Raw genomic sequence first — 25,701 nt, 5'->3', positions numbered from 1 at the left:
CATTGAGTTAAGTGCTCCAAAGCACACCACGACTTCGCATCGTGAACTTCAAAGGAGAACAGAATGAAGCGTCGCCAGCTTCTGCTCGGAGCGGCCAGCCTCGTGGCCAGTGCCGCCCTCATCACAGCCTGCGGGACCACCCCGTCCGCAACCCCGACCCCGGCTCAAGACCCTACCGGCACCATCACCTTCTGGTCCTCGCTGGCCGGTATGGACAAAGTCGCAGCCGCGTTCAACGCAAGCCAGAACAAGATCAAGGTCAATTTCGAAACCGTCCCCAACGGCGCCAGCGGCGGTTACGCCAAGCTGTCCACCGCCATCACGGCAGGTAACGGTCCGGACGTGGCCACCATCGAGTACCCGCAGCTGGCCCAGTTCGTCAGCAACGGCCAGCTCCAGCCACTGGACGGACTGATCGACAAGTCCGCCACACTGGACAAGCTCTCGGACCAAGCCCGTGGATTGGTGCAGCTTGGCGGGAAGACCTACGCCCTTCCCTACGACACCACCCCGATGGTCATGTGGTATCGCAAGGACCTGCTGGCAAAGGCCGGCGTTGAGGTTCCAAAGACCTGGGATGATTTCGAGAAGGCCGGCCAGAAGGTCAAGGCAGTGGCACCGAACGCCTACCTCGCCAGCTTCTACCCGAACGATCCGGTGGTTACCGCGGGCCTGGCCTGGCAGGCCGGTGCCAAGTGGTTCTCAACCGAGGGCGAGAGCTGGAAGATCGGCGTCAAGGATGAGGCCACCCAGAAGGTGGCCAACTACTGGCAGAAGTTGATCGACGAGAAGATCGTCAAGGTCGAACAGTCCTTCAGCGACGAATGGTCCGCCGATCTGGCCAGCGGCACCGTTGTCGGTGTCCTCGGCGCGAGCTGGAGTGCCCCTGGTCTACAGTCGCGTACGAAAGCAAGCAACCAGGCCGGCCAGTGGATCGCGGCCGAGGTGCCCAACTGGGGCACTCCCTCGAATGGTTTCCTGGGCGGTTCCAGCTTCAATATCCCCAAGAACAGCAAGAACCCCGCCGCTGCAGCGAAGTTCATCGAATTCCTCACCACCAACCCCGATGCCGTCAAGGCCCGCGGCAATGCCGGCTCGGCCTACCTGGCGTTCCCGGGACTGACTCCCGTGGCGCGGCAGGCGTTTGACGCCAGCTACTTCGGCAACGACATCTACGCCGTCTTCGACAAGGCCTTCGCCACCGTCAATAGCGGCTGGCAGTGGGGACCGAGCTGGGACCTCACCAACACCGCCATGAAGGATGCGTTCGGCAAGCTGACCACAGGCGGCACCGTCAAGCAAGGCATCGAAACCGCGCAGACTGCCACGGTGGGCGGACTCAAGCAGAATGGTCTCTCCGTCAAGGAGTAGGCCCGCCCGGCGGGGTGGCTTCAATCGCAAGCCACCCCGCCAGCGAGGAGATTCATCATGGTGAACCAAGCACCCACAAAACCGGCCAGCCGCATTGCGGCCGCACCCGCTTCTACCGTCCGCAAGCCACGCAGCCTGTCCGGGACCGGTGGCCGCACTGCCGCCCTGTTCCTGATCCCGTTCTTTGCCGTCTTCGCCGTGGCGATGGTGGCACCCGTCATCTATTCGATCGGGCTGAGCTTCTTCGCCCAGCAGAAATCCGGTCTGGGCTTCGGCGAGGCCAAGACCGCATTCGTCGGCCTCGAGAACTACCTGCAGGTCCTGCAATCGGAAGCCTTCGTGGGCGGCATCGGCCGCCTCGCGCTTTATTGCGCGCTGTACATTCCCTGCATGGTAGGCGGTGCCTTGGCGTTCGCGCTCCTCCTGGATGCCGCCGTCGCACGTGCCCGAAAACTGTTCCAACTCCTTGTCTTCCTGCCCCATGCTGTACCGGGCGTCATCGCCGCGCTGATCTGGGCCTACCTCTACACGCCGGGAGTCAGTCCCATCGTCTCGGTCCTCGAAACCGGCGGCATTTCGCTGAACTTCCTGGACGCCCACCTGATCCTGCCGTCGATCGTGAACATCGCCGTGTGGGAATGGACGGGCTATAACGTGATCGTGCTGTTCACAGCGCTGCAGGCCGTTCCGCGGGAGGTCCTGGAGGCCGCGCGTGTGGACGGAGCCGGGGAAATCCGTGCAGCCCTCAGCATCAAGCTGCCGCTGATCCTGCCCGCACTCAGCGTCATCATGCTCTTCACCGTGATCGGCACGCTGCAGCTGTTCACCGAACCCTCCATCATCTCCAAGGCCACGGCGTCCGTCACCAGCACATGGGTTCCGAACATGTGGGCCTACGACGCGGCCTTCAATCGACACAACCTCAACCAGGCCGCGGCCGCCTCCATCATCATCGCGCTCATGGCCGCCGTGCTGTCCTGGGCCGTCACCCGCTTCAGCTCAAGGATGAACAAAGCATGAGCGCCACCACCTTCCCCCGGCCCCAAACGGTGCTTGCACCTGCACCGTTGAAACGACGCAGCGCCGCCCGAAGGGGCTTCGCCAGCGCCTTCACGGTGAACGCACTCCTGATCCTCGGTTGCGCATACATGGTCCTGCCCGTCCTGTGGCTCTTCTTCGCCTCCACCAAGAACACCGCGGATCTCTACGGAACGGCCGCCTACGCTTTCGGGCACCCGGCCTTCTTTGAAAACGTCGCCGCGGTCTTGAACCAGGACGGCGGCGTGTTCCTCCGCTGGATGGCGAACTCCATGTTCTACGCTGCGTCTGGCGCAGTCTTCGGCGGGCTCATTTCCGTCATGGCAGGCTACGCGTTCGACAAGTTCGAGTTCCGTGGCAAGGACTCCTTCTTCGGCATCGTCCTGGTGGGCGTCCTCATCCCAAATACCGCCACCGTCCTGCCCATGTATCTGCTGGCATCGGTCTTCGGGATCACCAACACCATCTGGGCCGTCCTCATCCCCGTGCTCTGCAACCCTTTCGGCGTCTACCTGGCCAGGGTCTACTCCGCGGCCTACGTCCCGGCCGAAACGCTTGAAGCCGCTCGTGTGGACGGGGCCGGACCCATCCGATCCTTCTTCTCACTCGGCTTGCCCATGATGCTCCCCGGATACGTCACGATCGCCCTGTTCCAGTTCGTCGGCGTCTGGAACAACTTCATGCTTCCGTTGGTGATGCTCCAGGACCAGCAGCTGCTCCCGGTCAGCGTCGGTATTTCCATCTGGCAGGGCTACGCCGTACCGCAGCCGGAATTCACTCCCCTGGTAATCACTGGGTCCCTTCTGTCCATCGTGCCCCTGCTGCTCGCGTTCATCATGCTGCAGCGCTTCTGGAAGTCCGGCCTGACGGCAGGGAGCGTCAAGTGACCCTCAACGTTGCCTTGGCCATGCCGGCCCGTACCGCCCGGGCCTTGTTCCCGGAACGCAGCCTCGACACCCTCGAGCCTGAACTGAACCTCCTGAGCCTTGAGCCCATCCAGGACTTCCACACACCCGAAGGCAAGGCGCTGCTCGCGGATGCGGACATCCTCATCACGGGCTGGGGCTGCCCCATGATTGACGACGCCGTCCTGGATGTGGCACCGCGGCTGCGCTACGTCCTGCACGCGGCCGGGAGCGTGAAGCACCACGTCGGGGACGCCTGCTGGGAACGCGGCGTCCAGGTCAGTTCTGCGGCGGATGCCAACGCCATTCCGGTCGCGGAATACACCGTGGCCATGATTGTCCTGGCCAACAAGCGCGTCCTTCAGATCGCCCGTGCCCTGCACACCGCCCGGACAGAGGTCCTGCCGGAACAACTCTTCCCCGACATGGGCAACTACCGCAAGCGCGTCGGGATCATCGGTGCTTCCAAGATCGGCCGCCACGTCATCCGCCTGTTGGCTCCGTACGAGCTTGACGTCGTGGTGGCCGACCCCTACCTCGACCCCGCCGAGGCGGCCGCGCTCGGCGTCGAGCTCGTCACCTTGGACGAGCTCGTGGCGAGCAGCGACGTCGTGTCCCTCCACGCGCCGTCGCTCCCCTCCACCAAGAACCTCATCGACGCCGGCCGGATCGAGCGGCTCCGCCCCGGAGCCACGTTCATCAACACCTCCCGGGGTGACCTCGTCGACCAAGACGCCTTGCTGGCGCGGGTGGAGCGCGGTGACCTCTATGCCGTGCTAGATGTGACCACCCCTTGGGTCCTGCCAGCGGACTCCGGCTTCTACGCGCACCCAAATGTGCTGCTGACCCCGCACATCGCCGGTTCCCTGGGCAACGAACTGGAACGCATGGCAGCCAGCACCGTCCAGGAAGCCCTCCGGCTTTCCCGGGGCGACCCCCTCGAGTTCCGCGTCCGCGCCGAAGATCTCGGCATCACCGCCTAGTTCTCAAGTCACGTCTATTTTGTGCCTCGGCGTTCAGTGCGCCGAGGCACGTCCACCACAAATACTTAGGAGCAACTCCGTGTCACCACAGATCTCACGCCGAACGGTTCTCCAGGCCGCAGGCACGCTGTCCCTTGCGGCCGTGGTCAGCTCCATGTTTGCCCAAAATTCCTGGGCGGCGTCAGAGCCGAGCGCCGCGGACTTCGCCGCGCTGCGGAGCCGCTGGGTAGACCAGATCACCGGCCGCACGGTGATCCAGGCGGGGGATTCAGACTTCGCCACGGCTATCACCGCGCTGAACAACAAGGCCGCCTCCTCGCTGGCCAAGGTCAACCGGGCGGCAGGCCGTACCTCGGTTTTCACCGACCTGTCGCTCGCCAACGACGTCCAAATTGTTGCCACCTACCAGCGTTTGCAGCAGCTCGCCATAGCCTGGGCGACCCCAACAGCCGCAGTGTTCGGGGATGCCTCCGTGCTTGCCGACATCAAAGCGGGGCTGGCGGACGCGCACGCCGTTGCCTACAACGATACGAAAGTGGAATTCGGGAACTGGTGGAACTGGGAAATCGGTGCGACAAGGGCCTTGGCCGATACCTTGGTCCTGATTCACAGCGAACTGTCCGCCGCTGAGATCGCCGCCAACTGCGCAGCCATCGACCACTTCGTGCCCGACCCATGGCAGCAGTTCACGGCACCAAGAGCCAAGGTCACGTCCGTGGGAGCCAACCGCGTCGACCTTAGCCAAGCAATCATCATCCGCTCCTTGGCCGGGGAAGATACCGCGAAGCTTCAGCACGCCACCAAGGGACTCAGCCAAGTATGGCAATACGTCACCAGCGGAGACGGATTCTTCAGGGACGGCTCCTTCATCCAGCACAGTACTACCGCATACACAGGTTCGTATGGGGTAGTGCTGCTCACTGGATTGTCCAAGCTGTTCGCGCTCCTTGGCGGCACGGCCTCTGAAATCACCGATCCAAGCCGCAGCATCTTCCTCGACGCCGTTGAGGGTTCGTACGCGCCGTTCATCATCAACGGAGCCATGGCGGATGCCGTCCGTGGCCGCACAATCAGCCGGGAGGCCAACACCGGCTACGATCTCGGGGCTTCCGCGATTGAAGCCATCCTGCTCCTGGCACGCGCCATGGATCCCGCAACCGCTGGAAGATGGCGGGGCCTGTGCGCCGGATGGATCACCCGCAACACCTACCGCCCGATTCTTGCAGGGGCCAGCGTGCCCCGGACTGCCCTGGTCAAAGAACTTCAGGCCAGCGGTGTTGCGGCGGCCGCGGAGGCCCCGGGACACCGGCTCTTCCCTGCCATGGACCGTACCATCCACCGCGGTAGCGGCTGGGCACTGTCCTTATCCATGTCAAGTAACCGCATTGCCTGGTACGAATGCGGCAACGGCGAAAACAACCGCGGGTACCATACCGGTTCTGGCATGACACATTTCTACACGGCTGACCTGGCCCAATACGACGACGCCTACTGGGCCACCGCCAACTACTACCGGCTGCCCGGCACCACCGTGGACACCACACCCTTGCCCGACAAAGTCGAGGGCGAATGGGGCGCAGCTCGCCCCGCAAACGAGTGGACGGGCTCCGCGGCCCTCGGCGACGTGGCCGCCGTCGGACAGCATCTGGTGGGGCCCGGTGGCACCGGTTTGTCGGCCAGGAAGTCCTGGTTCGTCAGCGGGGACGTGGCCGTATGCCTCGGCGCCGACATCAGCACCAGGAGCGGTGCCCGCGTGGAAAGCATTGTGGACCACCGCAATCTTCACCAAGGAGTCAACACCCTCACGACGGCGTCAGGCACCATCGCCGAATCGGCCGGCAGTGCCGTGGTTCTGGACGACGATCGATGGGTCCACTTGGAAGGGTTCGGCGGCTACGCCATCCTCGATGCCTCACCGCTTACGGTCCTCCGCGAGAGCCGCTCCGGAAGCTGGTCGGCGGTCAACCTCCTTGCAGGCAGCGCAACCGTGCAGCAGCGCAACTTCGCCACCGTCTACATTGACCACGGCGCAGGCAGCGCGCCGGGCAGCTACGCCTACGTGGTGGCCCCAGGGGCATCAATCGCCCAGATCAGGCAGATCGCGAAAGGCAACAACCACACGGTGATCCGCAACGATTCCACAGCCCAGTCCGTGGAATTCAAGACCGAAAAGACCACGGCAGCAACCTTCTGGAAGGCCGGAACGGCCGGGGACCTTGGTGCCTCGGGCCCCGCGTGCGTTGTCTACTCCAGGCACGGAAATGTGCTCAGTCTGGCGGTCAGCGAACCCACGCAGAAAGCTTCCAGCATCACGCTGACGCTGCCCGGAGGAACATGGTCCACCGTGGTGGAAGGCTCCGGGGCGACCCTCGGCACTGACACCGAAGGCCGCTCAACGCTCACGCTAGACACTGCCGGACTTGGAGGCCAGGCACAGCCATTCAAACTTCGCCGTTGAGCAGGTGGTCCGGCATCCGGGTTCCCGGTGCCCTTCCTCGGATCTCCAGCAGTTCGCGGGCGTGGGCGTGAAGTCGCCGGTCCTCGTCCGTTTCCGGTACCCATTGTGGGATCGGAACGGACGTGCCGGTCTCATCCCGGGCCACCATAACCGTGAGGCAATACGTGGTCAGGTTCATCTCGCGGCTCTTCGGGTTTCCTGAGCGCACGTGCACGGCAATGTGCATGCCTTTGTGGCCTGTGTAGACGAGGCGGGCTTCGACTTCCACCACGTCGCCGATCAGGAGCGGGCGGTAGAAGCGCACGCCGCCGGAGAACACGGCCACCGTGTCCTTTCCGCAATAGCGGGAAGCACAGACGTAGGCGGCCTCGTCGATCCACTTCATGACGATGCCGCCGTGGACCTTCCCGCCCCAGTTCACATCGGTAGGGGCCGCCATGAAGCGCAGAACAACCCGTTCGGCCGTCCCGGCGTCGGTATATTCCTGTGCGTTCATGGCTTCGACAATCTGTTCACGCACGGCGATCCTGGCGAGGGCGTTCTCCCGCTGCTCAATCTCCCCCGGCGTCGACGGCTCAAACTGGGGGACTGGAACCGGCCGGCCGTCGGGTCCGACGGCAACGAAGATCACCAGGCACTGGCTGCGCATCGTTGCTGGCCCGCCCTTGGGGTCGCCGGAGGAAACGATGGTCCGGATGTGCATTGAAGAGCGCCCCGTGTAGACGATGGTGGCTTCCACTTCCACCATGTCTCCGCTGTTCACGGGATCGGCGAAATGGATGTTGCCCACGTACGCCGTGACGCAGTAGGACTTCGCCCAGCCAACGGCTGCCGCGTAGGCGGCCTTGTCCACCCACTCAAGAACTGTTCCGGCGTCGACGGACCCGCTGTGTCCGACGTCGGTGGGGGAAGCAAGGAACCGCAGCGTGACGGAATGGGAGGGGAGCTCGCTCATGACGTGAGTGTATCGACGGCGCGGATGGTGATGCGCAGTATGACGGACTGTCCCAAATCGGTCTGTGACACCCAAAAGGGCTGGCGATGGTGGAATTCCCTATGCGCCAGCCCCTTTGGGTGTCGCCAGCGCTGATGCGCCCGCTACCTCAGGCGAGGATGCCCAGCTTGGAACCCTTCCTGCCGAACACCGCGGCGTCGACGGAGATCCGCCCGGCGCCGGTCAGGGCTACGGCCGCCGTTCCGGCGGCGAGTGCCAGCACCAATTCGTAGCCGCCCTTGTCGGCAAACAGGCCGGCCGGGGCATGGACCAGGAACAGGGCGCCGAGCATGTCCAGTGCAAGGAGGGCAGCGAAGACGCGGGTCAGCACGCCCGCGATAAGGGCAATCCCGCCGACCAGTTCGATGGTTGCAACGATCGGGGCTACAACGTCGGCGGCCGGAACGCCCATCTTGCCGAAGGCGGCTTGGGTCCCGGCGATGGTGAACTCGTTGAATTTCTGCCAGCCATGCGCGGCGAAGATGAAGCCGACGATGACGCGCAGGACGGTAAGGGCTGTGTTGGTCAGGGTGGACTGGTTCATGTGATTGCACCGTTTTCGGGTAGCGGTTGGCTGTCTAGAAGCTCCTGTGGCCGGAGCCAATTTGTTGAAGCTTCAACACAAGCCTTTCGAACTTTGCTTGAAGTGTCAAACAAATGTGACTCGGCCGAACCGCCTCCACCACCCTGAGCCGCTATTGATCCCTGCGCTTTGCTTCCAGCCAAGGCTTCAGGAGCCGCGTGGTGACCGGCAGGAAAATGTAGACCATGAGTGGCGTCAGGATGCAGATGTTCAGCAGCACCTGGAGCACCAGCGGCCAGCCCTGCACCAGCGGGTGGAACAGGAAATTGGCCAGAAGGCTCAACGGAAAGAACGGCAGGAAGATGCTGACGGCCTGCTTCCAGCGCGGCGGCACCACCGTCTCCGGGACGATGAGGGTCACATCGCCGGGTTGGGAAAACCACCCCTCGATCCCGGAACGACGCTCCACCCTTGTGACCTCCATGAGCTCGGTGGCGCTTTCGATCCACCAGCGGCGCTCCTCGGATTCCTCCCAGGCCTGCAGGGTCTCGGCGTCGGCGAATCGGTAGAGCATGTGCCATTCATCGGAATCGGCGGCCGTGCGCACCCACCCGGAACCGAGGTAGCCGGGCCATTCACGGGCCAACTCCTGGCCTGCGTGGGCCCATGCGTTGGCTTGGCGGGTGTAGCCGGGCGTGATGGTGCGGGCAACGGAAACGGTAATGGGATGCTCAAGCGACACCTCAACAATCTACCCGCCGCTGCCCCGCTAGGCTGGGAAAGTGCCCCAAACAGTGACCCGTCCCACCGCGCCCTCCAACGCCCGCGAGATTCTGCGCCTGGCCGTCCCTGCCTTCGGTGCGCTCATTGCCGAACCCCTCTTCCTGCTGGCCGACTCAGCGATTGTGGGGCATCTCGGCGTCCCGCAGTTGGCGGGCGTGGGGCTGGCCTCCACGCTGCTGCACACCGCCGTCGGACTTATGGTCTTTTTGGCATATTCGACAACCCCGGCCGTGGCGCGGGCCATCGGGGACGGAAAGCTCGCCAAGGCGTTGTCCGCAGGGCGCGACGGCGTCTGGCTGGCACTGCTGCTGGGTACGGTCCTGGCGGTGGCCGGCTTTCTCGCTGCTGAACCGCTGGTGGGGCTGCTCGGTGCCAGCGGCGACGTCCGGGCATACGCCGTGGACTATTTGCGCTGGTCCATGCCGGGACTCGTAGCCATGCTCCTGATCTTCGCCGGCACTGGTGTGTTGCGCGGACTGCAGGACACCCGCACACCCTTGGTCGTCGCGACAGCGGGCTTCGCCCTCAACATCGCCCTCAACGTGGTCCTGGTCTACGGGCTGCACCTTTCCGTCGCGGGGTCCGCCATCGGCACCAGCATTGCGCAATGGGCCATGGCTGCCGTCTATTTGGTGATGGTGGGCCGAAATGCCCGGCGCCATGGCGTTTCGCTGCGTCCGGACTGGCATGGCATCCGCACGATGACCACCGTGGGCTCTTGGCTCATGCTCCGCACCCTCAGCCTGCGCCTGGCAATCCTGGCCACCGTCCTGGTGGTCACCGTCCAAGGGTCGGTGAACCTCGCCGCGCACCAACTCGCGATGACCATCTTCTCCTTCCTTGCCTTCGCCCTGGACGCCTTGGCGATCGCGGCGCAGGCCCTCATCGGGAAGGAACTCGGAGCTTCCCATCCGGCCCGGGCCCGCGAACTCACCCGCACCATGATCCGCTGGGGCGTGGGCTTCGGTGTGGTGACCGGCGCGCTCCTGGCGGTGGCGGCTCCGTGGGCGGGCTTCCTCTTTACTCCCGACGCCGGCGTTCAGTCGGCGCTCACCGCGGCACTGTGGGTGCTCGCCGTCGGGCAGCCCCTCGCGGGTTACGTCTTCGTCCTGGACGGCGTCCTCATCGGCGCGGGCGATGCGCGCTACCTGGCCATTGCCGGCGTCGTGAACCTTGCCGTTTACCTGCCGCTTTTGGCGGCAGTCCATCTGACAAGGCCCGACGGCGCGGCGGGGCTCGTGTGGCTGTGGGCAGCGTTTGCGCTGGGCTACATGCTGGCCCGCGGAGTCACGCTGGGGCTGCGGGCCCGCACGGACAAGTGGATGGTCCTCGGTTCGCACTAAACTGGACGGGTGACTCTCCCCGCCTCTTCAGCGACTTCATCCACGCCTACTGCAGCCGGGCTCTGGAAGCCCGTCCTTCTCCGTGCCGGTGTTGCGGTGGTGTTCGGGGCCGTGACCGTCTTCTGGGGCTCGCCGTCCGTGCATGTTCTGGCCTGGGCTGCCGGGCTCTATCTTCTGGCAACAGCGGGCACCGCGTTCCTGGCCGCCAGTGCTCCTGCCGCCGTAGCGGTCGTTGTTGCACTGGGCGGCGTTGGCGCCCTCATCACGCAGTCCGATACCGGGGTGGCGGTTTCCGCGCTCGTGGGACTGCTGGCGCTTGGGGTGTCTGAGCTGGTCCAGGGATTCCGTCACCGCGGACGGCACGCGCTTGCCCGCGACTGGATGATTTCCGGGGTGGTAGGACTCGGGACCGCCGTGGCATTGCCGTTCTTCATCAGCCTTGGCGCACACGCGCTGCTCGGTGTTGCCGGTGGCGGCGCCATCATCTCGGGAGTCTTGTGGGTGCTCTCCGGGCTGAGCCTGCGGCACGATGGGCGAACCCCCTCCGCCGAGGCCGTAAACTAGTAACAGTACGTTTCTACTCTGCGTAGAACTCTCATGGCGCGCACGGCGCCGGCACCCCACGCCACATTGGAGGAATGACCTTGGCTGACCAGAAACCAGGAGAGCCGCGCAAGATGCGGACCTCGGTTAAGGGACCGCTGATGTTCTCCGTGTTCTGGGGCGTCGTGATCTTCTTCGCCGTGCTGATTTTCGCCTCCGGCGGCAGTGCCCGCACTCCGCGCTTTGACCTCGCCTTTACCGGCGCCGGCATCGCATTCATCGTGAGTCTGGTTATCGCCGCCATGCTTTCGATGAGCCACAAGGAAAACGCCGAGCACCTCGGCAAGGGCTCGGGCGTCAACCTGAGTTCCAGGAAGCCGGGCCACGGCCACGGTTCTGCGGCCCCCCAGCCGGGCAGCGAGACGGAGAACCCCGACGCCGACCCTCGCTAGGTGACTGGTTCGCGTCACGGGCCGCAACTTTTAGCCGCCTGGCCACCGCGGCAACCCCGGAAACACGCGACAGACCGCCGTCGTCCGCTCCGAAAGTTGCCGGACGTGACGCCGGCAGCTAGCTCATTCCGTGCCTGACGCTTTCCGGGCCCGATAAGCGGCCACGTGCGTTCGGTTGGCGCAATTTCCGGTGTCGCAGTAGAGCTTGGAGCGGTTGCGGCTCAAATCCAGCACGACGGCGTCGCAATCGTCCGCTGCGCACACCCGTAGCCGCTCCATTTCCTTGCTGCGGATCACGTCCACGAGTGCCATGGCAGCTTCCGTCCCCATACGTTCAGCGAGGGGCGCTTCCGGAGTAGTTGCGTGCAGGTGCCAATCCCAGTGGTCGTGCTTGACCAGCTGGGGGAGTGCCCGTGCGTCCATGAGGAGCTGGTTGACGGTCTTCGCGGCAGCATCCTCGTCGGAGGTCCACAGGGACGCCAGCTGGCTCCGCAGGCGCTTCACGCTGAGTAGCTCGGCCTCGGTCCCGGCTCTTGTTCCGGTGAATTCTTCCGCATCCAGGAAGGCGTGAAGGTCGGCGACGCTCGTGAGGGATTCGGTGCCGTTGGCGGACGTATTGATCAAATTGACCACGCTGCGCAGCGCCACTTCAGTGTCAGGTGCAAAAAGCACTTTGACTCCTTACATCTCTCGGGAGTATTGTCAGCAGCGTAACCCATTTTACTCCTGACAGGAGGCTGCTGTGTCAGCTGCAACAAACAGGGCTGGTGCTGGAGGCTTCATGGCATCGGGCCTGGGGCTCGCGCTCTTCTCCTCAGCGGTCTTCGGTTTGTCCGGCTCATTTGCCAAGTCCCTGCTTGAAACGGGGTGGACCCCCGGCGCTGCTGTTGCCATTCGGCTGAGCGGTGCCGCACTCGTCTTGGTGATCCCCGCCGTCGTCGCCCTCCGGGGCCGTTGGCACCAACTCAAGGACAACTGGCTCACCATTGCCTTGTTCGGTGTGATTGGCGTTGCGGGATGCCAGCTTTTCTACTTCAATGCGGTGTCCAGGCTGTCCGTCGGAGTAGCGCTGCTACTCGAATACCTCGCGCCCACCATGATCGTGCTGTGGCTGTGGGCAGCGAGCCGACGCCGTCCCCGGGCGCTCACCGCTATCGGAACGCTGCTTTCCCTTGGGGGACTTGTCCTGGTGCTTGACCTGACCGGTTCCGTGAAGGTGGACTTCGCTGGCGTCCTGTGGGGTATGGCCGCCGCCGTCTGCCTGGTGATCTACTTCTTCATCACGGCCAAGCAGAACGACACCCTTCCACCGATCGTCCTGGCCTCCGGCGGTCTCATGGCGGGTTCCATCCTCATTTGGATTGCGGGTGGAACCGGACTGGTGTCCATGACTTTCGCCACCGCAGACACCCAACTCGGGCCGTGGACCACGCCGTGGTGGGTTTCCATCGCCGGCCTGGTCATCCTGTCCACTGTGCTGTCCTATGTCACGGGGATCATGGCCGCCCGCAGCCTGGGTTCCAAGGTGGCGTCCTTTGTCTCGCTTACTGAAGTCCTGTTCGCCGTGGTGTGGGCGTGGCTGCTGCTTTCCGAACTGCCTGGAACCATCCAGCTCTTGGGTGGTGCGCTCATCGTGTGCGGAGTGGTCTTTGTACGCATTGACGAGCTGCGGGCCGACCAACGTGATACCGCGGAGCTCGGTAAGCATGGGGTGGCCCGGGAGCTTGACCACGCGAACGACGTCGAGCCGGTTCCTTCTGAGAGGGTCCTCTAGGTCGATCCCGCGCGCGTTGGCGCTTGGTTGTTCACCGTCTTAGCGGGAAGCCTGCTCCGGGGGCACAATGTCATTTCAGAGGTCCCGGAAGAGGGGGCCGGGGCCTAGCATGTTGGTATGTGCCGCAACATCCACACCCTTCATAACTTCGAGCCACGAGCCACCTCGGCGGAGGTGGAAGCTGCAGCCCTTCAATACGTGCGCAAAATCAGTGGCAGCACCAAGCCGTCCAAGGCGAACGAGGCGGCCTTCGCTGAGGCCGTCCACGAGATCGCACACATCACCCAGCATCTGCTCGATTCCCTCGTGACCCACGCCCCAGCACGGAGCCGCGACGAGGAAGCCGCCAAAGCCAGGGCCCGGGCCGCCGTGCGTTTCGGAACGGCCTAGCCTCTCCAAACTGACTGGCAGTTGTTGCCGTTTTCACGCCGGATAACGACAACAACTGCTAGTTAGTTGGGTGCGTCGGGGCAACTTTGCGAACGACCGCTACTTTGCAAACGACCGGAGCCGTAGGGAGTTCGCGACCACCAGGACCGAGCTTGCTGCCATAGCCGCGCCGGCGATCATCGGGTTGAGCAAACCAAGGGCGGCCACGGGGATGCCGATGGCGTTGTAGAAGAACGCCCAGAACAGATTCGTCTTGATGGTGGTCAGGGTCTTCCGGGATAGCTCGATGGCTTGAACGAGCTGGCCGAGATCGCTACCCATCACGGTCAGGTCCGAGGCTTCGATGGCAACATCCGTGCCCGATCCCATGGCGATCCCGAGGTCGGCTTGGGCGAGAGCCGCTGCATCGTTGACTCCGTCCCCGGCCATGGCCACGGTAGAGCCCTGGGCTTGTAGTTTCCTGACCGCGTCCACTTTGCCTTCCGGCAGGATGCCCGCGAACACATCTTCCGGGGCGATCCCGACGTCGGCAGCCACTTGGGCGGCGACCGCGGCGTTGTCTCCAGTCAGCAGCATGGGCCGGATTCCAAGCTCCTTGAGCCTCCCTATCGCGGCAGCCGAACCGGGCTTGACGGTGTCCCTGAGGGTGACGATTCCGGCAGGTTTCCCATCCACGGCAACCCAGATGGCTGTGGCACCACCGGCTTCCTCAGCGGCCAACGCCTGGCGCTGCGTATCGTCGGGGAAGATCCCGTTTTGTTCCAGCCAACCGGTCCTGCCGGCGACAACAATGCGCCCAGCTTCGCTTCCGGATCCGTTCGCCGGAACTGTCCCGCGAACTCCCCCGCCCGGGGCGGAAGTGAAGTCTTTCACGCTGAGGAGCGTGCCGGCGTCGGGCGCTGCGGACTTGGCGGCGGCGGCGATGGCGTGCGCAACGGGGTGCTCCGAAGCTGCCTCGACAGCACCCGCGATAGACAGAACCTCGGCAGGGGAGTGGCCATTCAGCGCCACCGTATGTCCGACCGCCAGCTTGCCGCTGGTCACGGTACCCGTTTTGTCCAGCAGGATGGCGTCCACAGTGCGGGTATCTTCAAGGACCTGGGGGCCCTTGATGAGGATGCCGAGTTGTGCGCCTCTGCCGGTTCCGGTCAGGAGGCCCACCGGTGTCGCGAGCCCGAGCGCACAAGGGCAGGCAATCACGAGCACGGCAACCGCAGCCGTGAACGAGGCATTGAGGTCTCCGCTCAGCGACAGCCACAGCACGAAAGTAACGACGGCGATGACCAGCACCACCGGAACGAACACGGCGCTAATGCGATCGGCGAGCCGCGCAATCGGGGCCTTGCCCGTCTGCGCTTGGCTGACCAGCCGCCCCATCTGCGCCAGTGTTGTCTCGGAACCGACTCGTGTGGCGCGGACCAGCAGGCGTCCCGAGGTGTTGATGGTGGCGCCGGTAACCTGGCTGCCCGGGCCGACTTCAACCGGCACGGATTCGCCCGTGATCAGCGAAGCGTCGACGGCGGATGCACCGCCCGTTACCACGCCGTCGGTGGCGATCTTCTCGCCCGGACGGACCACGAAGACGTCCCCGGCCACGAGCTGCTCGGCCGGGATTTTGTGCTCGACGCCATCTCGCAGCACTGTTGCGTCCTTGGCACCCAGATTCAGGAGGGCTTTGAGGGCATCGCCGGCTTTGGCTTTGGCGTTGGCTTCAAGGTAGCGGCCGAGGAGCAGGAACGTGGTGACGACCGCGGCAACTTCGAAGTACAGCCCGCCGCCCATCCCCGTGGATTCCATGCCGGGGTGTTCCGTCATCATCGGGTTGGCGACGAGCTGCCACGCCGAATAAAGGTAAGCGGCCAGGACGCCGATGGAGACAAGCGTGTCCATGGTGGAAGCGAAGTGGCGGGCGTTGATGGCCGCGGCGCGATGGAAGGGCCAAGCAGCCCACGTCACCACCGGAAGTGTCAGCACGGCGGCCACCCAGCCCCACTGGGGGAACTGCACGGCCGAAATCATCGAGATGGCGAAGACCGGGACCGTCAGTATGGCAGCGGCGATTAGGCGCGGCTTTAGCTGGCGGGATGCTGGCCCGTGGTGCATGTGGTCTTCGTGGGCGCGCGAGTCGTGCTCAGTCCGCTCGCTCCGGGACACATGCTCGGCATGCTCGCTCGTGCCTCGCTTAGACGCATGCTGCCGCATATCTCCCTGCGCGAGCTCGTGCGCCGAGTCACCGGCACCGTCGCTGTGGGCGTGTTCAGGCTGGGAATGGGCGTGCGTAGGCGTTGGCCCCGATTCGCGGATCCAGGCTTTGTAGCCGGTGGCGTTGACCGTATCCACGATTTGTTGGTCCGTGACGTTTGCCGGCACTGTTACCTGGGCTGATTCGAGGGGTAGGTTCACGGAGGCCTCCACGCCGTCGAGCTTGCCCAGTTTCCGTTCCACGCGCGCCACGCACGATGCGCACGTCATGCCCTCTATATCGAGTTCGATGATGCGTGTACCTGGCTGGCGCAAGATGTCCTGATTGCTCACGCTGGCCCCTAGGCCTCGTTGGCGACTACCAGGTAGCCGGCTTCGGCGACAGCCTCGCCGATTTCGGACGGCGACAACTCCTGGCTGGAGGTGATAGTGACCGTCGAGATCCCGCCGGCGTTCAAGTCGATTTCGACGCTCTCCACGCCGGCCAAGGACTCGATTTCCTCGCTAACGGCTGAAACGCAATGCCCGCAGGTCATGCCGGAAACGCTGACGTTCGTCTGGATGGTGGCTGTGTGGCCCATGGCATGCTCCCTGGTGGTGAGTTGGATGGTGTGGTGAGTGCTTGCGGTACTACCGCAGCAGGCGCCCGATGGCATCGGCGGCCTCCTTGACCTTGATGTCGATTTGCTCTGCGCGAATCACGGGATCGGATTCGGATGCGGCTCCTACTACGCAGTGCCCAATGTGTTCCTCCACGAGCCCGAGGCTCACGGCATGCAGGGCCTTAGTGACCGCCGAGACCTGGGTGAGGATGTCGATGCAGTATTTGTCCTCTTCGACCATGCGCGCAATACCGCGTACTTGACCCTCGATCCGCTTGAGGCGCCGCAGGTAAGCGTCCTTGTTGGAGGAGTAGCCGTGTTGGGAATGCGCCCCATCCTCGATCTCGATGCCGGGCTGCGCAATGCTCAAGTCAACCGTGCTCAAGCCAACCGGGCTCAAGCCAGCCGGGTCCAACTCTGTGGACTTCAAAGTGGACTTCAAATCTGTGGGGTTCACATCGACCGTGCTCATGTTGCAAAGGTATACCCCCTGGGGGTATAAATCAAGTACCCCCAGGGGGTATGCGTCGAATCATGAGAGGGGATCGCTTTTACAAATTCTCGTTTTGCAATGCAAACCTTTTGCTGCTTGTGCTTCCGCTCACAAAAGTATGTTTGTAAAGTTTCCTTCCATACCCGACGCGGGGGAACCGCCGGGCACTCAACCCCTTTCTCATGGAGGATCCATTGAAAATCGCACGCTCTGCGGCTGCCTTTGCCCTCGCCGCCCTCGCCCTGACGGCCTGCGCCCCGCCCACGTCGAACAACGCCGCATCATCCTCGGATGACAAATCCGGAACCATCCGCGTGTGGCTCTTCTCGGAAGTCAACCAGGACCCCAAGTCCGCCGTAGTCAAAGCAGCCGTCTCCGATTTCGAAGCCAGCCACAGTGGCGCCAAGGTTGATGTCCAGTACATCCCGGTCGACAGCCGGGCGGAGCGCTTCAAGGCAGCGTTCAACGATCCCTCCAGCGCTCCCGACGTCGCCGAATTCGGCAACACGGACCTCGCCAGCTACGTGGCATCGGGCGGATTGTCCGACATGACCGCCGACATCAAGGGCTGGGACGAGTCCAAGGATCTGGACAGCAAGATCCTGGCCACCACGGACATTGGCGGCAAGAATTACGGCGTGCCGTGGTTCGTGGGCGTCCGTGCCCTCTACTACCGCACCGACCTCCTGAAGGCGGCAGGCCTTGAGGCTCCCAAGACCCTCGCCGACGTCGAAACCGTGGCCCGCGCCGTCCGCGCGGCGAACACGGGCATGCTCGGCATTTCCGTTGGCGGAGCTGCCCAGTTCTCCGCTATGCCCTACCTCTGGGCCAACGGCGGCAACATTGCCACGAAGAAGGGCGATTCCTTTGTCTCCGGGCTGGACTCGACGGAATCCAAAGACGGCATCTCTGCCTATGCCCGCCTCCTCAAGGACGACATCTGCCCGCCGCAGACGTGCGCCGAATTCGGCGGAAACGCCAGCGTGCAGCAGTTCATCGCCGGAAAATCAGCAATGACGATCGGTGGCGACTTCAACTACAAGGCAGTCGCTGCCAGTGCCGTCAAGGACAAGTTCGCCGTGGTTCCGGTCCCCGGTAAGACTGCTGGATCGATCGCCCCGGCCTTCGCGGGCGGCAACAATCTTGGCGTCTTCAACAGCAGCAAGCACCACACCTTGGCCGCCGACTTCGTCAAGCTACTGGCCAGCAAGAAGTACCAGCAAAAGATGTTCGATTCCATGGGCAACCTGCCGACTTTCAGCGATGTGCAAAAGACCGTGGCGGACTCCAACCCGCAGGTCGCGCCGTTCATCAAGACCCTCGCTGCTGGCACCAACTTTGTCCCCGTGACGGAAACCTGGTCCACGATCGACGCCCAAGGCATCTTCACCGGCATGTACCAGAAGATCGTCACCGGCAAGGCGGACGTCAACACGGCCAGCGCCGACGCTGCGAAGGCCATGAACAAGGTCTTCGGATCCAAATGATGCGGCTCCTGTCCCGAGCCGGATCCGCGCCGGTCGGTGCGGCATGACCGCGCTCGCGTCGGCGAAAGCGAACACCAGCGGAACGCAGAACCGCAAGCCGACGACGGCGGGCACGTCCCGCCGTCGTTCGCCAGGCAAGCGGGGCCTGGAACCGTGGCTCTACCTGGCTCCGGCTTTCATCGTCCTGATCGCGCTGCTGGGATATCCGATCTTCCAGCTGATCAACGTCTCCTTGTACGACTACCGCCAAGCCCAAGTCAGCGGCAAGGCACCCCTTCAGTTCACGGGCCTGGAGAACTACCAGAAGCTCGTCGCCGATCCCGAGTTCTGGTCTGTTTTGGGCAACACCGTGCTCTTCGCGGGCGCTTGCGTTGTCCTGACTCTGCTGGCGGGAACATCCCTGGCAGTACTGGCCACGCGACTGCGGCCTTGGGTCCGGACGGCGCTATTCGTGGTCTCGCTTGGCGCTTGGGCAACCCCGGCCGTCACCGGCAGTGCGGTGTGGCTTTTCCTCTTCGACCCCACCTTGGGGCTCGTCAACAAGATGCTCGTGTCCGTGGGCCTGACCCAGTTCAACGGCTACTCCTGGACCTACGACAAGTGGTCGGCCTTTGGGCTGGTAGCCAGCGAGGTGGTCTGGTGTTCGTTCCCGTTCGTGCTCGTGACGGTCTACGCCGGCATCCAGGCGATCTCCACCGAAGTGATTGAGGCGGCGCGGCTCGACGGTGCTTCCATGCCCCGGATCGCGCGCAGCATCATGCTTCCGATGCTGCGGCCCATCGTCATCGTGGTGACCATCCAGTCGATCATCTGGAACTTCAAGATCTTCTCGCAGATCTACATCATGACCAACGGCGGTGGCATCGCGGGCCAGAACCTCGTACTGAACGTCTACGGCTACCAACAGGCCTTCGCGGCGAGCCTTTACGGCCTTGGTTCGGCCCTCGGCGTCATCATGACCGCCCTCCGGATGATCATCACCTTGGTCTACCTCCGCATCCTCAAGAGAACGGGAGAAGCCCTGTGACCGCCGTCGACGTTTCACTCCGCAAGAACCGGCCCGCGCCGGAAGCCCAGCAAAAGTTCCGCAAAGGCGGACGACGCCGGATCGGCGCCGACGCCGCGGCACTCGCCATCGCGCTTATCGTCGCCTTCCCCCTGTTCTGGATGGTCCTTTCGGCCCTCAAGCCGAAGACAGCGCTCGACGCCGGCGACGCCGCACCGTTCACGCTGGAACCGTCTTTCGATTCCTTCATGCGGGTCCTGTCCGTGAACAATTTCGGCAGGTACTTCCTCAACAGCGTGATTGTGGCGCTTGTGGTCGTCATCATTTCGACAGTGCTGGCTTTCCTGGCGTCCGTGGCGCTGACCCGTTACGAATTCAAGATGCGCACCAAGCTGCTGATCGTGGTCTTGGTCTCTCAAATGGTGCCAGTGGAGGCGCTGACGATTCCGCTGTTTTTCCTGCTCCGCAACGCGGGGGAGGCGATACCGCTAGTGGGCTTGAACCAGCTCGGCTCCCTGGTTTTGGTGCACGTAGGCTTCAGCATCCCGTTCGCGATCTGGATGCTTCGTGGCTTTGTGGCAGCCGTGCCGGTGGAGATCGAGGAAGCCGCGCGCCTGGACGGGGCAAGTGGCTTCCGTTTTGTCCGCTCGATCCTCTTCCCGCTGGTGGCACCCGGCGTGGTGGCGTGCTCGGTGTTTTCCTTCATCTCAACGTGGAACGACTTCCTTTTCGCGAAGACGTTCATCATTTCCGCCCAGGAGAACCAGACCCTGCCTATGGCATTGTTGACCTTCTTCAAGCCCGACCAGAACGATTGGGGTGCAATCATGGCCGGTTCCGTGATCATGACCATTCCGGTGCTCATCTTCTTCATTGCCGTGCAGCGAAAGCTCGTGTCCGGCCTGGCCGGGGCGGTGAAGGGATGAGCGCCGCGGATCTGCTGGTTCCCGTTCCGTGCTTGGTGGAGTCCGGCGGCGGTTTCCTGGAACTGGACGCAGCCACCACCCTGGCTGCCGATCCGGAACTGAACAGCGCGCGCCGCTGGCTGGCCCGCACCCTCGGCGCAGCCACCGGCTGGGATCTGTTTCCGGTCGCCGTGGCTGATGCGCGCATCAGCCTTCGTCTTGACCCGGAGCTCGACGCCGAGGCGTACCGCCTGGAGGTGGGCGCCGCCGTCGTGATTCATGCGGGCGGCCCTGCCGGAGCCTTCTATGCCGCGCAGACGCTCCTGCAGTTGCTGGGACCCGCAGCCTTGCGGCAAGCGCCCGTCGCAGAAGCCGGGGGTGTATGGCAGGTTCCCGAGGTGTCCATCCAGGACCAGCCCCGCTTCGGTTACCGCGGCGCGATGCTGGACGTGGCCCGGCACTTCATGCCCAAGGACAATCTGCTGCGGTTCATCGAGGTGATGGCCATGCACAAACTCAACGTCCTGCACCTGCACCTCACCGATGACCAAGGCTGGCGGATCCAGATCAACCGCTACCCGAAGCTCACCGAGATCGGGGCGTGGCGGCGGGAGTCGTCGCTGGGTTCGTGGCGGGCCGGCGTTTTCGACGGGGTTCCGCACGGCGGTTTCTACAGCCAGGACGATCTCCGCGAAGTGGTCGCGTTCGCCGCGGAACGGCACATCACTGTCATTCCGGAGATCGATGTTCCGGGACATAGCCAAGCCGCCATCGCCGCCTACCCGGAACTGGGCACGGGCGCGGACGCAGAGGTTTGGACCCGCTGGGGAATCAACGAGACCGTCCTGGAGGTCTCGGACGCGTCGCTGGAGTTCTACCGCAATGTGCTCGACGAAGTGGTGGAGATTTTCCCCTCCCGCTGGATCAGCCTGGGCGGGGACGAGGTCCCGTTGACCCAATGGCAGTCCAGTACGCAGGCCCAAGCCAAAGCCGCCGAGCTCGGCTTGCCGGACATTTCCGGGCTGCACAGTTGGTTTGTCGGGCAGCTGGCAAAGCACCTTGCCGGGCAGGGGCGCGTGACGTCCGTCTGGGACGAAATAGGCGACGGCGAACTCCCCGACGGCGCGCTGGTTGCCTCGTGGCGTGGCTATGAAGGAGGCCTCAATGCGCTCGAGAGTGGCTACGACGTGGTCATGTGCCCCGAGCACAAGCTATACCTCGACCACCGGCAGGCCGACGGCGACGATGAGCCCGTGCCCGTAGGTTTTGTCACCACGCTGAAGGACGTCTACGAATTCGAGCCGCTGCCAGCCGGTGCCCATGAGGCGTATCCCGGCCGGCTCCTCGGAGCGCAGGCCAACATCTGGACCGAACACCTGGATTCTCCGCGGCGGGTCCACTTCGCGGCGTTTCCGCGTCTGAGCGCCATCGCGGAGGTGCTCTGGTCCCGGCCCGAGAGCCGGGACTACGATGGTTTCCTGGCCAGGCTCGAAGGCGCGCACCTGGAACGGCTGGAAGCCATGGGAGTGGAATTCCGGCCCCTGTCAGGACCCAAACCCTGGCAGTTGAGGCCCGGCGTGGTTGGCTGGAAACGCGATTACGACGCCGAGCAGCGCAACGCCGCTGGATAGGACACACGTGGGTACAGAAGGCACGGAGGCCCGGAACTCCTCGGCCTCGTTGCGGAAGGCGCTGGCTCTGCTCGCGGTAGTGGCGGAGCATCCGGTGAGCGCGGACGGACTCGCCTTGGTGGAGCTGACCAAGCTCTCCGGGCTCAACAAGAGCACGGTGTTGCGCTTGGCCGCGCCCTTGGTGGAGGAAAACCTGCTGGAGCGCGACGCGGAGAGCGGTCGCTTCCGCTTGGGTCACGGTTGCCTCCGCCTGGGGCAGGCCTATTTGGATCGGTTGGATCTGCGCAGCGTCGCCAACGCCGAACTCCGCGTGCTGATGAGGGCCACGGAAAGTACCTGCCACCTGGTGGTCCTGTCCGGTCACGACGTGGTCTATCTGGACAAAGTGGAAGATGAGGCAACGGTTCGCATGGCATCGCGCGTTGGTGCGACCATGCCGGCATACTGCACCGCGGTCGGCAAAGCCATGCTGGCGTTCAGCCCCGAGGAAGTGGTGGCGCCGATCCTGGCCAGCGAGCTGGTGCCGATCACCGCCAGGACCATCACGGATCCCGAGCGGTTGCGGGCGGAATTCGCCGCAATCCGTCGCCGAGGCTATGCGATCGACGACCGCGAGAACGAGCCCGAGGTCCGGTGCGTCGCCGCCCCGATTTTCGGCCACGACGACCACGTGGTTGCCGCCCTCAGCGTCTCCTCGTTGTCTTCCCGGATGACCGCCAAACGCGTCCGCGAAGTGGGCCCGATGGCCGCCGAAACCAGCCTCCGCATCTCGGCCAAGCTGGGATCGCGACGGGCCAACGCAAAACTCGCGAAGCTGGCCTAGGGGTGCGGATGGAAAAGCCAATGAACGACGTCGGTGCTGCGGTTGGGGCGGGCGGCGCGGCTGGCGCCGGGGGCGCCGGGGGTTTTGTGACCGCCGCAGGTGCTGGGGCACCGGGCGGCGCCGCGGCCGCCTACTTTCGTGGCAAGCTGCAGTTCGAGATTGACGTCATGGACGTCGCCGACTCGGCTCCTGGTAGCTTCGTGCTGGTTGATACGCGCCGGAAGTCTTCGTGGGATCACGGGCATATCCCCGGAGCCGTGCATTTGCCGACGGCCCAGATCCCTGCACGCGCCGCCGAGCTGATCCCGGCCGGGACTTCAGTAGTGGTCTATTCCTGGGGACCGGGATGCAACGGCAGCACCTTCGCGGCCCTGGCGTTCGCCGAGCTCGGGTACCCGGTGCGGGAGATGATCGGCGGCATTGAGTATTGGGCCCGGAACGGCCTGCCAGTGGAGACGGTTGATGGTGTTGTCGTTCGGAACTTCGATGGGCTGGTGACGGCGCACCAGCCCGAGGGGTAGCGATGCTCTAACGGACTGGCGACGCGCAAATGGACCGGCGACACCGGAATTCCCTGTGTGTCGCCGGTCCATTTGCGCGTCGTAAACCAAAGTTAGGCCGTAACCGCCAGCGCGTCGATTTCCACCAGCATGACTTCGTGCGGGAGGTCGACGAACACCGTGGTGCGGCTCGGCAGTTGGCCGCTGGGGACGTTCTCGGTGATGAACTCGCCGTAGACATCGTTCATGGCCGCGAAATCGTCGCGCGTTGTGAGGTAGACGCGGAACATGATGACGTCCTCCACCGAGGAGCCGCCGGCTTCGAGGATCGCCTTGACGTTTTCCAAAGTCCGGCGGGTCTGGACGCGGACGTCGCCCTCGCCGATGTACTGGTTGGTGGCAGGATCCATGGGGCCCTGCCCGGACACCTGGAACATGCCGCCCTTCTGGATGCCTTGGGAGAATACATGCGCCGGGGCCGGAGCGTTTTCGGTCAGTACTACAGTCTTTTCACTCATGCTGAGTTCCTTTCATGGCTGATCCAGCCGAGGTCGCGGGAGATGGCCTCGGTGCTGGCTTTGAGGTCGGGCAGCAGCTCAAGCAAGCCTTCGTAGCTGAGCATCACCACCGGTACCGAACAAGAGGCTGCGGCCACGACGGCGCCGCTTGCGTCGCGGATGGGGGTCGCGATGCAGTGCACGAAGGCTTCGTGCTCGGCGTTGTCGTGGGCCCAGCCCTGGATCCTGACCTCCTCCAGTTCGGCCAAGAGGGCCTCCGGTGAGGTCAGGGTGGTGTCGGTAATTCTTGTGTAGTCCAGGCCCGCCGCGATACGTTCCTGCCGGCTGCGGGGCATGTCGGCAAGCAGGACCTTTGCGACCGCTGCCGAATGCAGGGACGCGGTCAGGCCGATCCGGGAGTACATCCGCACTGGATGGTGGGACTCGAACTTGTCGATGTACACCACGTCGTTTCCCTCGAACGCGGCAAGGTGCACAGTGTGGCCGGTCTTTCCGTTCAGTTCGGCCAGGTACGGGTGCGCAACTTTGCGGATGTCCCGCTGCTCCAACGCGAGGGAGGACAACTCGAACAGCTTGGAGCCGAGCATGAATCGTTGGTCCTCGTCGCGGACAACGAAGCGCTTTTCCTCCATGGCATGCAGGAGCCGCATCACCGTGGTTTTGTGGACGGACGCTTTGGAGGCGAGCTCGTCAAGGGTGGCCGGTTTGGCCGCGAGTTCCGCAAGCAGGTCGATAGCCCGCATCAGGCTCTGGCTCATGGCGCTGTGTTCCGATCTTGAACGCTCCGGTTCTGGCTGCTGAAATGCCCCCTGGCAACATGGATCGCAGCCCATTCGGCGTCTGTGGAATCGAGGATGGCCGAAAGCAGGGCGGAGCTGGGAAGGGGGCCGCGATCGCCGTGCACGGTGAGGGTGCAGGCTGCGGCGACGTGACCGCGGCGGAGGCTCGCCTTCTGCTCGAGGCCGAACAGCATGCCACTCAGGTAGCCGGCAGCAAAGGAATCGCCCGCGCCGACCGGCTCAAGCACGTCCACGGACAAGGCGGGCACTTCCGAGCGCGAGCCGTCCCGTTCCAGGGCGATGGCGCTAATGGCTTCGTTCTTGATAACGACGACGGCGGGATCGGGCATGAGGCGCCGAAGTTCAGTTTCGTCCGTGGTGCCGAAGGCGTGCTCGGCCTCGTCCTTGCCCACCAGCACGATGTCGGCAAGATTGGCCAGCCGGCGCAGCACAGAGCGGTCCTGCCCGGTCCAAAGGGCGGCACGCCAATTGACGTCGAAGCTGATGAGGCGGCCGTGCCTCGGTGCGGTGAGGATGGCCTCCGTGAGCTCCAGGCATTCCGCTGAGAGCGCCGCTGTGATGCCGCTCAGGTGGATGAGTGAGGCTTCGTCCAACAAGCGCGCGACGGCGGCATTCGCCAGGGTGCCCGGGCCCATGGCCGAAGCCGCGGAACCTTGCCGGTAGTACAAAACTGAACTGCCGCCGTCGGGGTCAGATTCCTGGGCGGGGACCTTGACGTACAGGCCCGTGGGCCGCCCCGGGTCAACTTCGACACCGGCGACGCCTACGCCGTGGCTGCTGAGCTCGTCGAGGATCCGGGTACCGAATCCGTCCCGGCCAACCCTGCCCACCCAATGGGAGTCCAGGCCCATGGCAGCGAGGCCCATGGCAACGTTCGATTCGGCGCCGCCGATGCCGCAGTGCAACTCCGTGGCTTGGTGCAACGGGACGGCCTTCACGGGGGTGAGCATGGCCATCGTTTCGCCCACACATACAGCTGAAAGCATGAAACTCCCGCACTCCCTCTGCCGCTTCCAGCGGCACTCGACGCCCCCATGAAGAAGGGATTTTCGTAGCCGGACCAGGCCTGCCGGGACATGCCACGGCCTTGACTCCCAGTCCTGCACCATGTTAGACATATCACCAACAGCTTTGCAACCTGCGTTGCAAAATACGCAACGCGATGGAGGTTGCGGAC

Annotated in this window: 26 protein-coding genes; 16 read left to right on the top strand and 10 right to left on the bottom strand. The window is 64.1% G+C overall.

From position 1 onward, the window contains the following. The first annotated feature begins 63 nt into the window (after positions 1 to 63). From ACX5I4_RS21400 to ACX5I4_RS21380, 5 genes are all read left to right on the top strand, one after another. Positions 64 to 1,371, top strand: coding sequence for an ABC transporter substrate-binding protein (locus ACX5I4_RS21400; RefSeq protein ID WP_461838457.1), 1,308 nt, complete (start codon positions 64 to 66; stop codon positions 1,369 to 1,371). 57 nt (positions 1,372 to 1,428) lie between these two features. Continuing rightward, the gene (locus tag ACX5I4_RS21395; RefSeq protein WP_461838456.1) at positions 1,429 to 2,391 is read left to right on the top strand and encodes a carbohydrate ABC transporter permease; all 963 of its coding nucleotides are present in this window, start codon (positions 1,429 to 1,431) and stop codon (positions 2,389 to 2,391) included. Next, positions 2,388 to 3,296 carry a carbohydrate ABC transporter permease gene (locus ACX5I4_RS21390; protein WP_461838455.1) on the top strand — a complete coding sequence of 303 codons (909 nt, stop codon included), beginning with the start codon at positions 2,388 to 2,390 and terminating at the stop codon, positions 3,294 to 3,296. The genes ACX5I4_RS21395 and ACX5I4_RS21390 overlap by 4 nt, the downstream gene beginning before the upstream one ends. Continuing rightward, entirely contained in the window at positions 3,293 to 4,297 is a 1,005-nt protein-coding gene (locus ACX5I4_RS21385) for a hydroxyacid dehydrogenase (protein WP_461838454.1), read from the top strand. Before ACX5I4_RS21390 ends, ACX5I4_RS21385 begins: the two co-directional genes overlap by 4 nt. 79 nt (positions 4,298 to 4,376) lie before the next feature. Then, positions 4,377 to 6,755 carry a polysaccharide lyase 8 family protein gene (locus ACX5I4_RS21380; protein ID WP_461838453.1) on the top strand — a complete coding sequence of 793 codons (2,379 nt, stop codon included), beginning with the start codon at positions 4,377 to 4,379 and terminating at the stop codon, positions 6,753 to 6,755. Here ACX5I4_RS21380 and ACX5I4_RS21375 read toward each other — a convergent pair. From ACX5I4_RS21375 to ACX5I4_RS21365, 3 genes are all read right to left on the bottom strand, one after another. Then, complete coding sequence (locus ACX5I4_RS21375; protein WP_461838452.1) at positions 6,739 to 7,710, bottom strand: acyl-CoA thioesterase; 972 nt, start codon at positions 7,708 to 7,710, stop codon at positions 6,739 to 6,741. The two genes, ACX5I4_RS21380 and ACX5I4_RS21375, sit on opposite strands and share 17 nt — an antisense overlap. A gap of 148 nt (positions 7,711 to 7,858) precedes the next feature. Continuing rightward, the gene (locus tag ACX5I4_RS21370) at positions 7,859 to 8,293 is read right to left on the bottom strand and encodes a DoxX family protein (RefSeq protein ID WP_461838451.1); all 435 of its coding nucleotides are present in this window, start codon (positions 8,291 to 8,293) and stop codon (positions 7,859 to 7,861) included. Between the two features lie 151 nt (positions 8,294 to 8,444). Next, entirely contained in the window at positions 8,445 to 9,014 is a 570-nt protein-coding gene (locus ACX5I4_RS21365) for an antibiotic biosynthesis monooxygenase (protein WP_461838450.1), read from the bottom strand. Positions 9,015 to 9,054: 40 nt separating this feature from the next. On the opposite strand from ACX5I4_RS21365, the gene ACX5I4_RS21360 reads away from it, so the two are divergent. From ACX5I4_RS21360 to ACX5I4_RS21350, 3 genes are all read left to right on the top strand, one after another. After that, on the top strand, positions 9,055 to 10,398 hold the full coding sequence (locus ACX5I4_RS21360; protein WP_461838449.1) for an MATE family efflux transporter: 1,344 nt from the start codon (positions 9,055 to 9,057) through the stop codon (positions 10,396 to 10,398). A gap of 9 nt (positions 10,399 to 10,407) precedes the next feature. After that, positions 10,408 to 10,962: a DUF308 domain-containing protein gene (locus ACX5I4_RS21355; RefSeq protein ID WP_461838448.1), complete on the top strand. Its 555-nt coding sequence runs from the start codon at positions 10,408 to 10,410 to the stop codon at positions 10,960 to 10,962. A 74-nt stretch (positions 10,963 to 11,036) separates the two neighbouring features. Beyond that, complete coding sequence (locus tag ACX5I4_RS21350; protein WP_461838447.1) at positions 11,037 to 11,393, top strand: hypothetical protein; 357 nt, start codon at positions 11,037 to 11,039, stop codon at positions 11,391 to 11,393. A 123-nt stretch (positions 11,394 to 11,516) separates the two neighbouring features. Here ACX5I4_RS21350 and ACX5I4_RS21345 read toward each other — a convergent pair whose 3' ends face one another. After that, positions 11,517 to 12,065 carry a CGNR zinc finger domain-containing protein gene (locus tag ACX5I4_RS21345; RefSeq protein WP_461838446.1) on the bottom strand — a complete coding sequence of 183 codons (549 nt, stop codon included), beginning with the start codon at positions 12,063 to 12,065 and terminating at the stop codon, positions 11,517 to 11,519. Positions 12,066 to 12,135: 70 nt separating this feature from the next. Between ACX5I4_RS21345 and ACX5I4_RS21340 the strand changes: the two genes are divergently transcribed. Together ACX5I4_RS21340 and ACX5I4_RS21335 are read left to right on the top strand one after the other, a co-directional pair. Then, positions 12,136 to 13,167 (top strand): EamA family transporter, encoded by a 1,032-nt coding sequence (locus ACX5I4_RS21340; RefSeq protein ID WP_461838445.1) that lies wholly within the window; start codon positions 12,136 to 12,138, stop codon positions 13,165 to 13,167. Between the two features lie 117 nt (positions 13,168 to 13,284). Beyond that, complete coding sequence (locus ACX5I4_RS21335; RefSeq protein WP_461838444.1) at positions 13,285 to 13,557, top strand: DUF2277 domain-containing protein; 273 nt, start codon at positions 13,285 to 13,287, stop codon at positions 13,555 to 13,557. A gap of 99 nt (positions 13,558 to 13,656) precedes the next feature. Here ACX5I4_RS21335 and ACX5I4_RS21330 read toward each other — a convergent pair whose 3' ends face one another. The 3 genes from ACX5I4_RS21330 to ACX5I4_RS21320 are packed head-to-tail and all read right to left on the bottom strand — an operon-like array spanning position 13,657 to position 16,731. Next, complete coding sequence (locus ACX5I4_RS21330) at positions 13,657 to 16,092, bottom strand: heavy metal translocating P-type ATPase (protein ID WP_461838443.1); 2,436 nt, start codon at positions 16,090 to 16,092, stop codon at positions 13,657 to 13,659. Positions 16,093 to 16,100: 8 nt separating this feature from the next. Next, positions 16,101 to 16,340 (bottom strand): heavy-metal-associated domain-containing protein, encoded by a 240-nt coding sequence (locus tag ACX5I4_RS21325; RefSeq protein WP_461838442.1) that lies wholly within the window; start codon positions 16,338 to 16,340, stop codon positions 16,101 to 16,103. Positions 16,341 to 16,389: 49 nt separating this feature from the next. Further along, positions 16,390 to 16,731 carry a metal-sensitive transcriptional regulator gene (locus ACX5I4_RS21320; RefSeq protein ID WP_461838788.1) on the bottom strand — a complete coding sequence of 114 codons (342 nt, stop codon included), beginning with the start codon at positions 16,729 to 16,731 and terminating at the stop codon, positions 16,390 to 16,392. 317 nt (positions 16,732 to 17,048) lie between these two features. Between ACX5I4_RS21320 and ACX5I4_RS21315 the strand changes: the two genes are divergently transcribed. From ACX5I4_RS21315 to ACX5I4_RS21290, 6 genes are all read left to right on the top strand, one after another. Beyond that, positions 17,049 to 18,341, top strand: a complete 1,293-nt coding sequence (locus ACX5I4_RS21315; protein ID WP_461838441.1) for an extracellular solute-binding protein — start codon at positions 17,049 to 17,051, stop codon at positions 18,339 to 18,341. A 43-nt stretch (positions 18,342 to 18,384) separates the two neighbouring features. Next, positions 18,385 to 19,368 carry a carbohydrate ABC transporter permease gene (locus tag ACX5I4_RS21310; protein ID WP_461838440.1) on the top strand — a complete coding sequence of 328 codons (984 nt, stop codon included), beginning with the start codon at positions 18,385 to 18,387 and terminating at the stop codon, positions 19,366 to 19,368. Further along, positions 19,365 to 20,273, top strand: coding sequence for a carbohydrate ABC transporter permease (locus tag ACX5I4_RS21305; protein WP_461838439.1), 909 nt, complete (start codon positions 19,365 to 19,367; stop codon positions 20,271 to 20,273). The genes ACX5I4_RS21310 and ACX5I4_RS21305 overlap by 4 nt, the downstream gene beginning before the upstream one ends. Further along, positions 20,270 to 21,883 (top strand): beta-N-acetylhexosaminidase, encoded by a 1,614-nt coding sequence (locus ACX5I4_RS21300; RefSeq protein WP_461838438.1) that lies wholly within the window; start codon positions 20,270 to 20,272, stop codon positions 21,881 to 21,883. Before ACX5I4_RS21305 ends, ACX5I4_RS21300 begins: the two co-directional genes overlap by 4 nt. Before the next feature lie 7 nt (positions 21,884 to 21,890). After that, a complete protein-coding gene (locus tag ACX5I4_RS21295) occupies positions 21,891 to 22,706 on the top strand; it encodes an IclR family transcriptional regulator (protein ID WP_461838437.1) in 816 nt (271 codons plus the stop codon). 167 nt (positions 22,707 to 22,873) lie between these two features. Beyond that, entirely contained in the window at positions 22,874 to 23,227 is a 354-nt protein-coding gene (locus ACX5I4_RS21290; RefSeq protein WP_461838787.1) for a rhodanese-like domain-containing protein, read from the top strand. Between the two features lie 92 nt (positions 23,228 to 23,319). On the opposite strand, the gene ACX5I4_RS21285 is transcribed toward ACX5I4_RS21290, so the two are convergent. From ACX5I4_RS21285 to ACX5I4_RS21275, 3 genes are read right to left on the bottom strand one after another with little or no spacing between them, the layout of a single operon-like run. Then, a complete protein-coding gene (locus tag ACX5I4_RS21285) occupies positions 23,320 to 23,724 on the bottom strand; it encodes a RidA family protein (protein ID WP_268019892.1) in 405 nt (134 codons plus the stop codon). Beyond that, positions 23,721 to 24,482 carry an IclR family transcriptional regulator gene (locus ACX5I4_RS21280; RefSeq protein WP_461838436.1) on the bottom strand — a complete coding sequence of 254 codons (762 nt, stop codon included), beginning with the start codon at positions 24,480 to 24,482 and terminating at the stop codon, positions 23,721 to 23,723. Before ACX5I4_RS21280 ends, ACX5I4_RS21285 begins: the two co-directional genes overlap by 4 nt. After that, positions 24,479 to 25,510, bottom strand: coding sequence for a sugar kinase (locus ACX5I4_RS21275; protein WP_461838435.1), 1,032 nt, complete (start codon positions 25,508 to 25,510; stop codon positions 24,479 to 24,481). The genes ACX5I4_RS21280 and ACX5I4_RS21275 overlap by 4 nt, the downstream gene beginning before the upstream one ends. Between the last annotated feature and the right edge of the window lie 191 nt (positions 25,511 to 25,701).

This window comes from Arthrobacter sp. MMS24-S77 (assembly GCF_054888235.1).
Note: the sequence above shows the minus strand (reverse complement) of the source record. Positions and strands in the feature narration are given on the sequence as shown.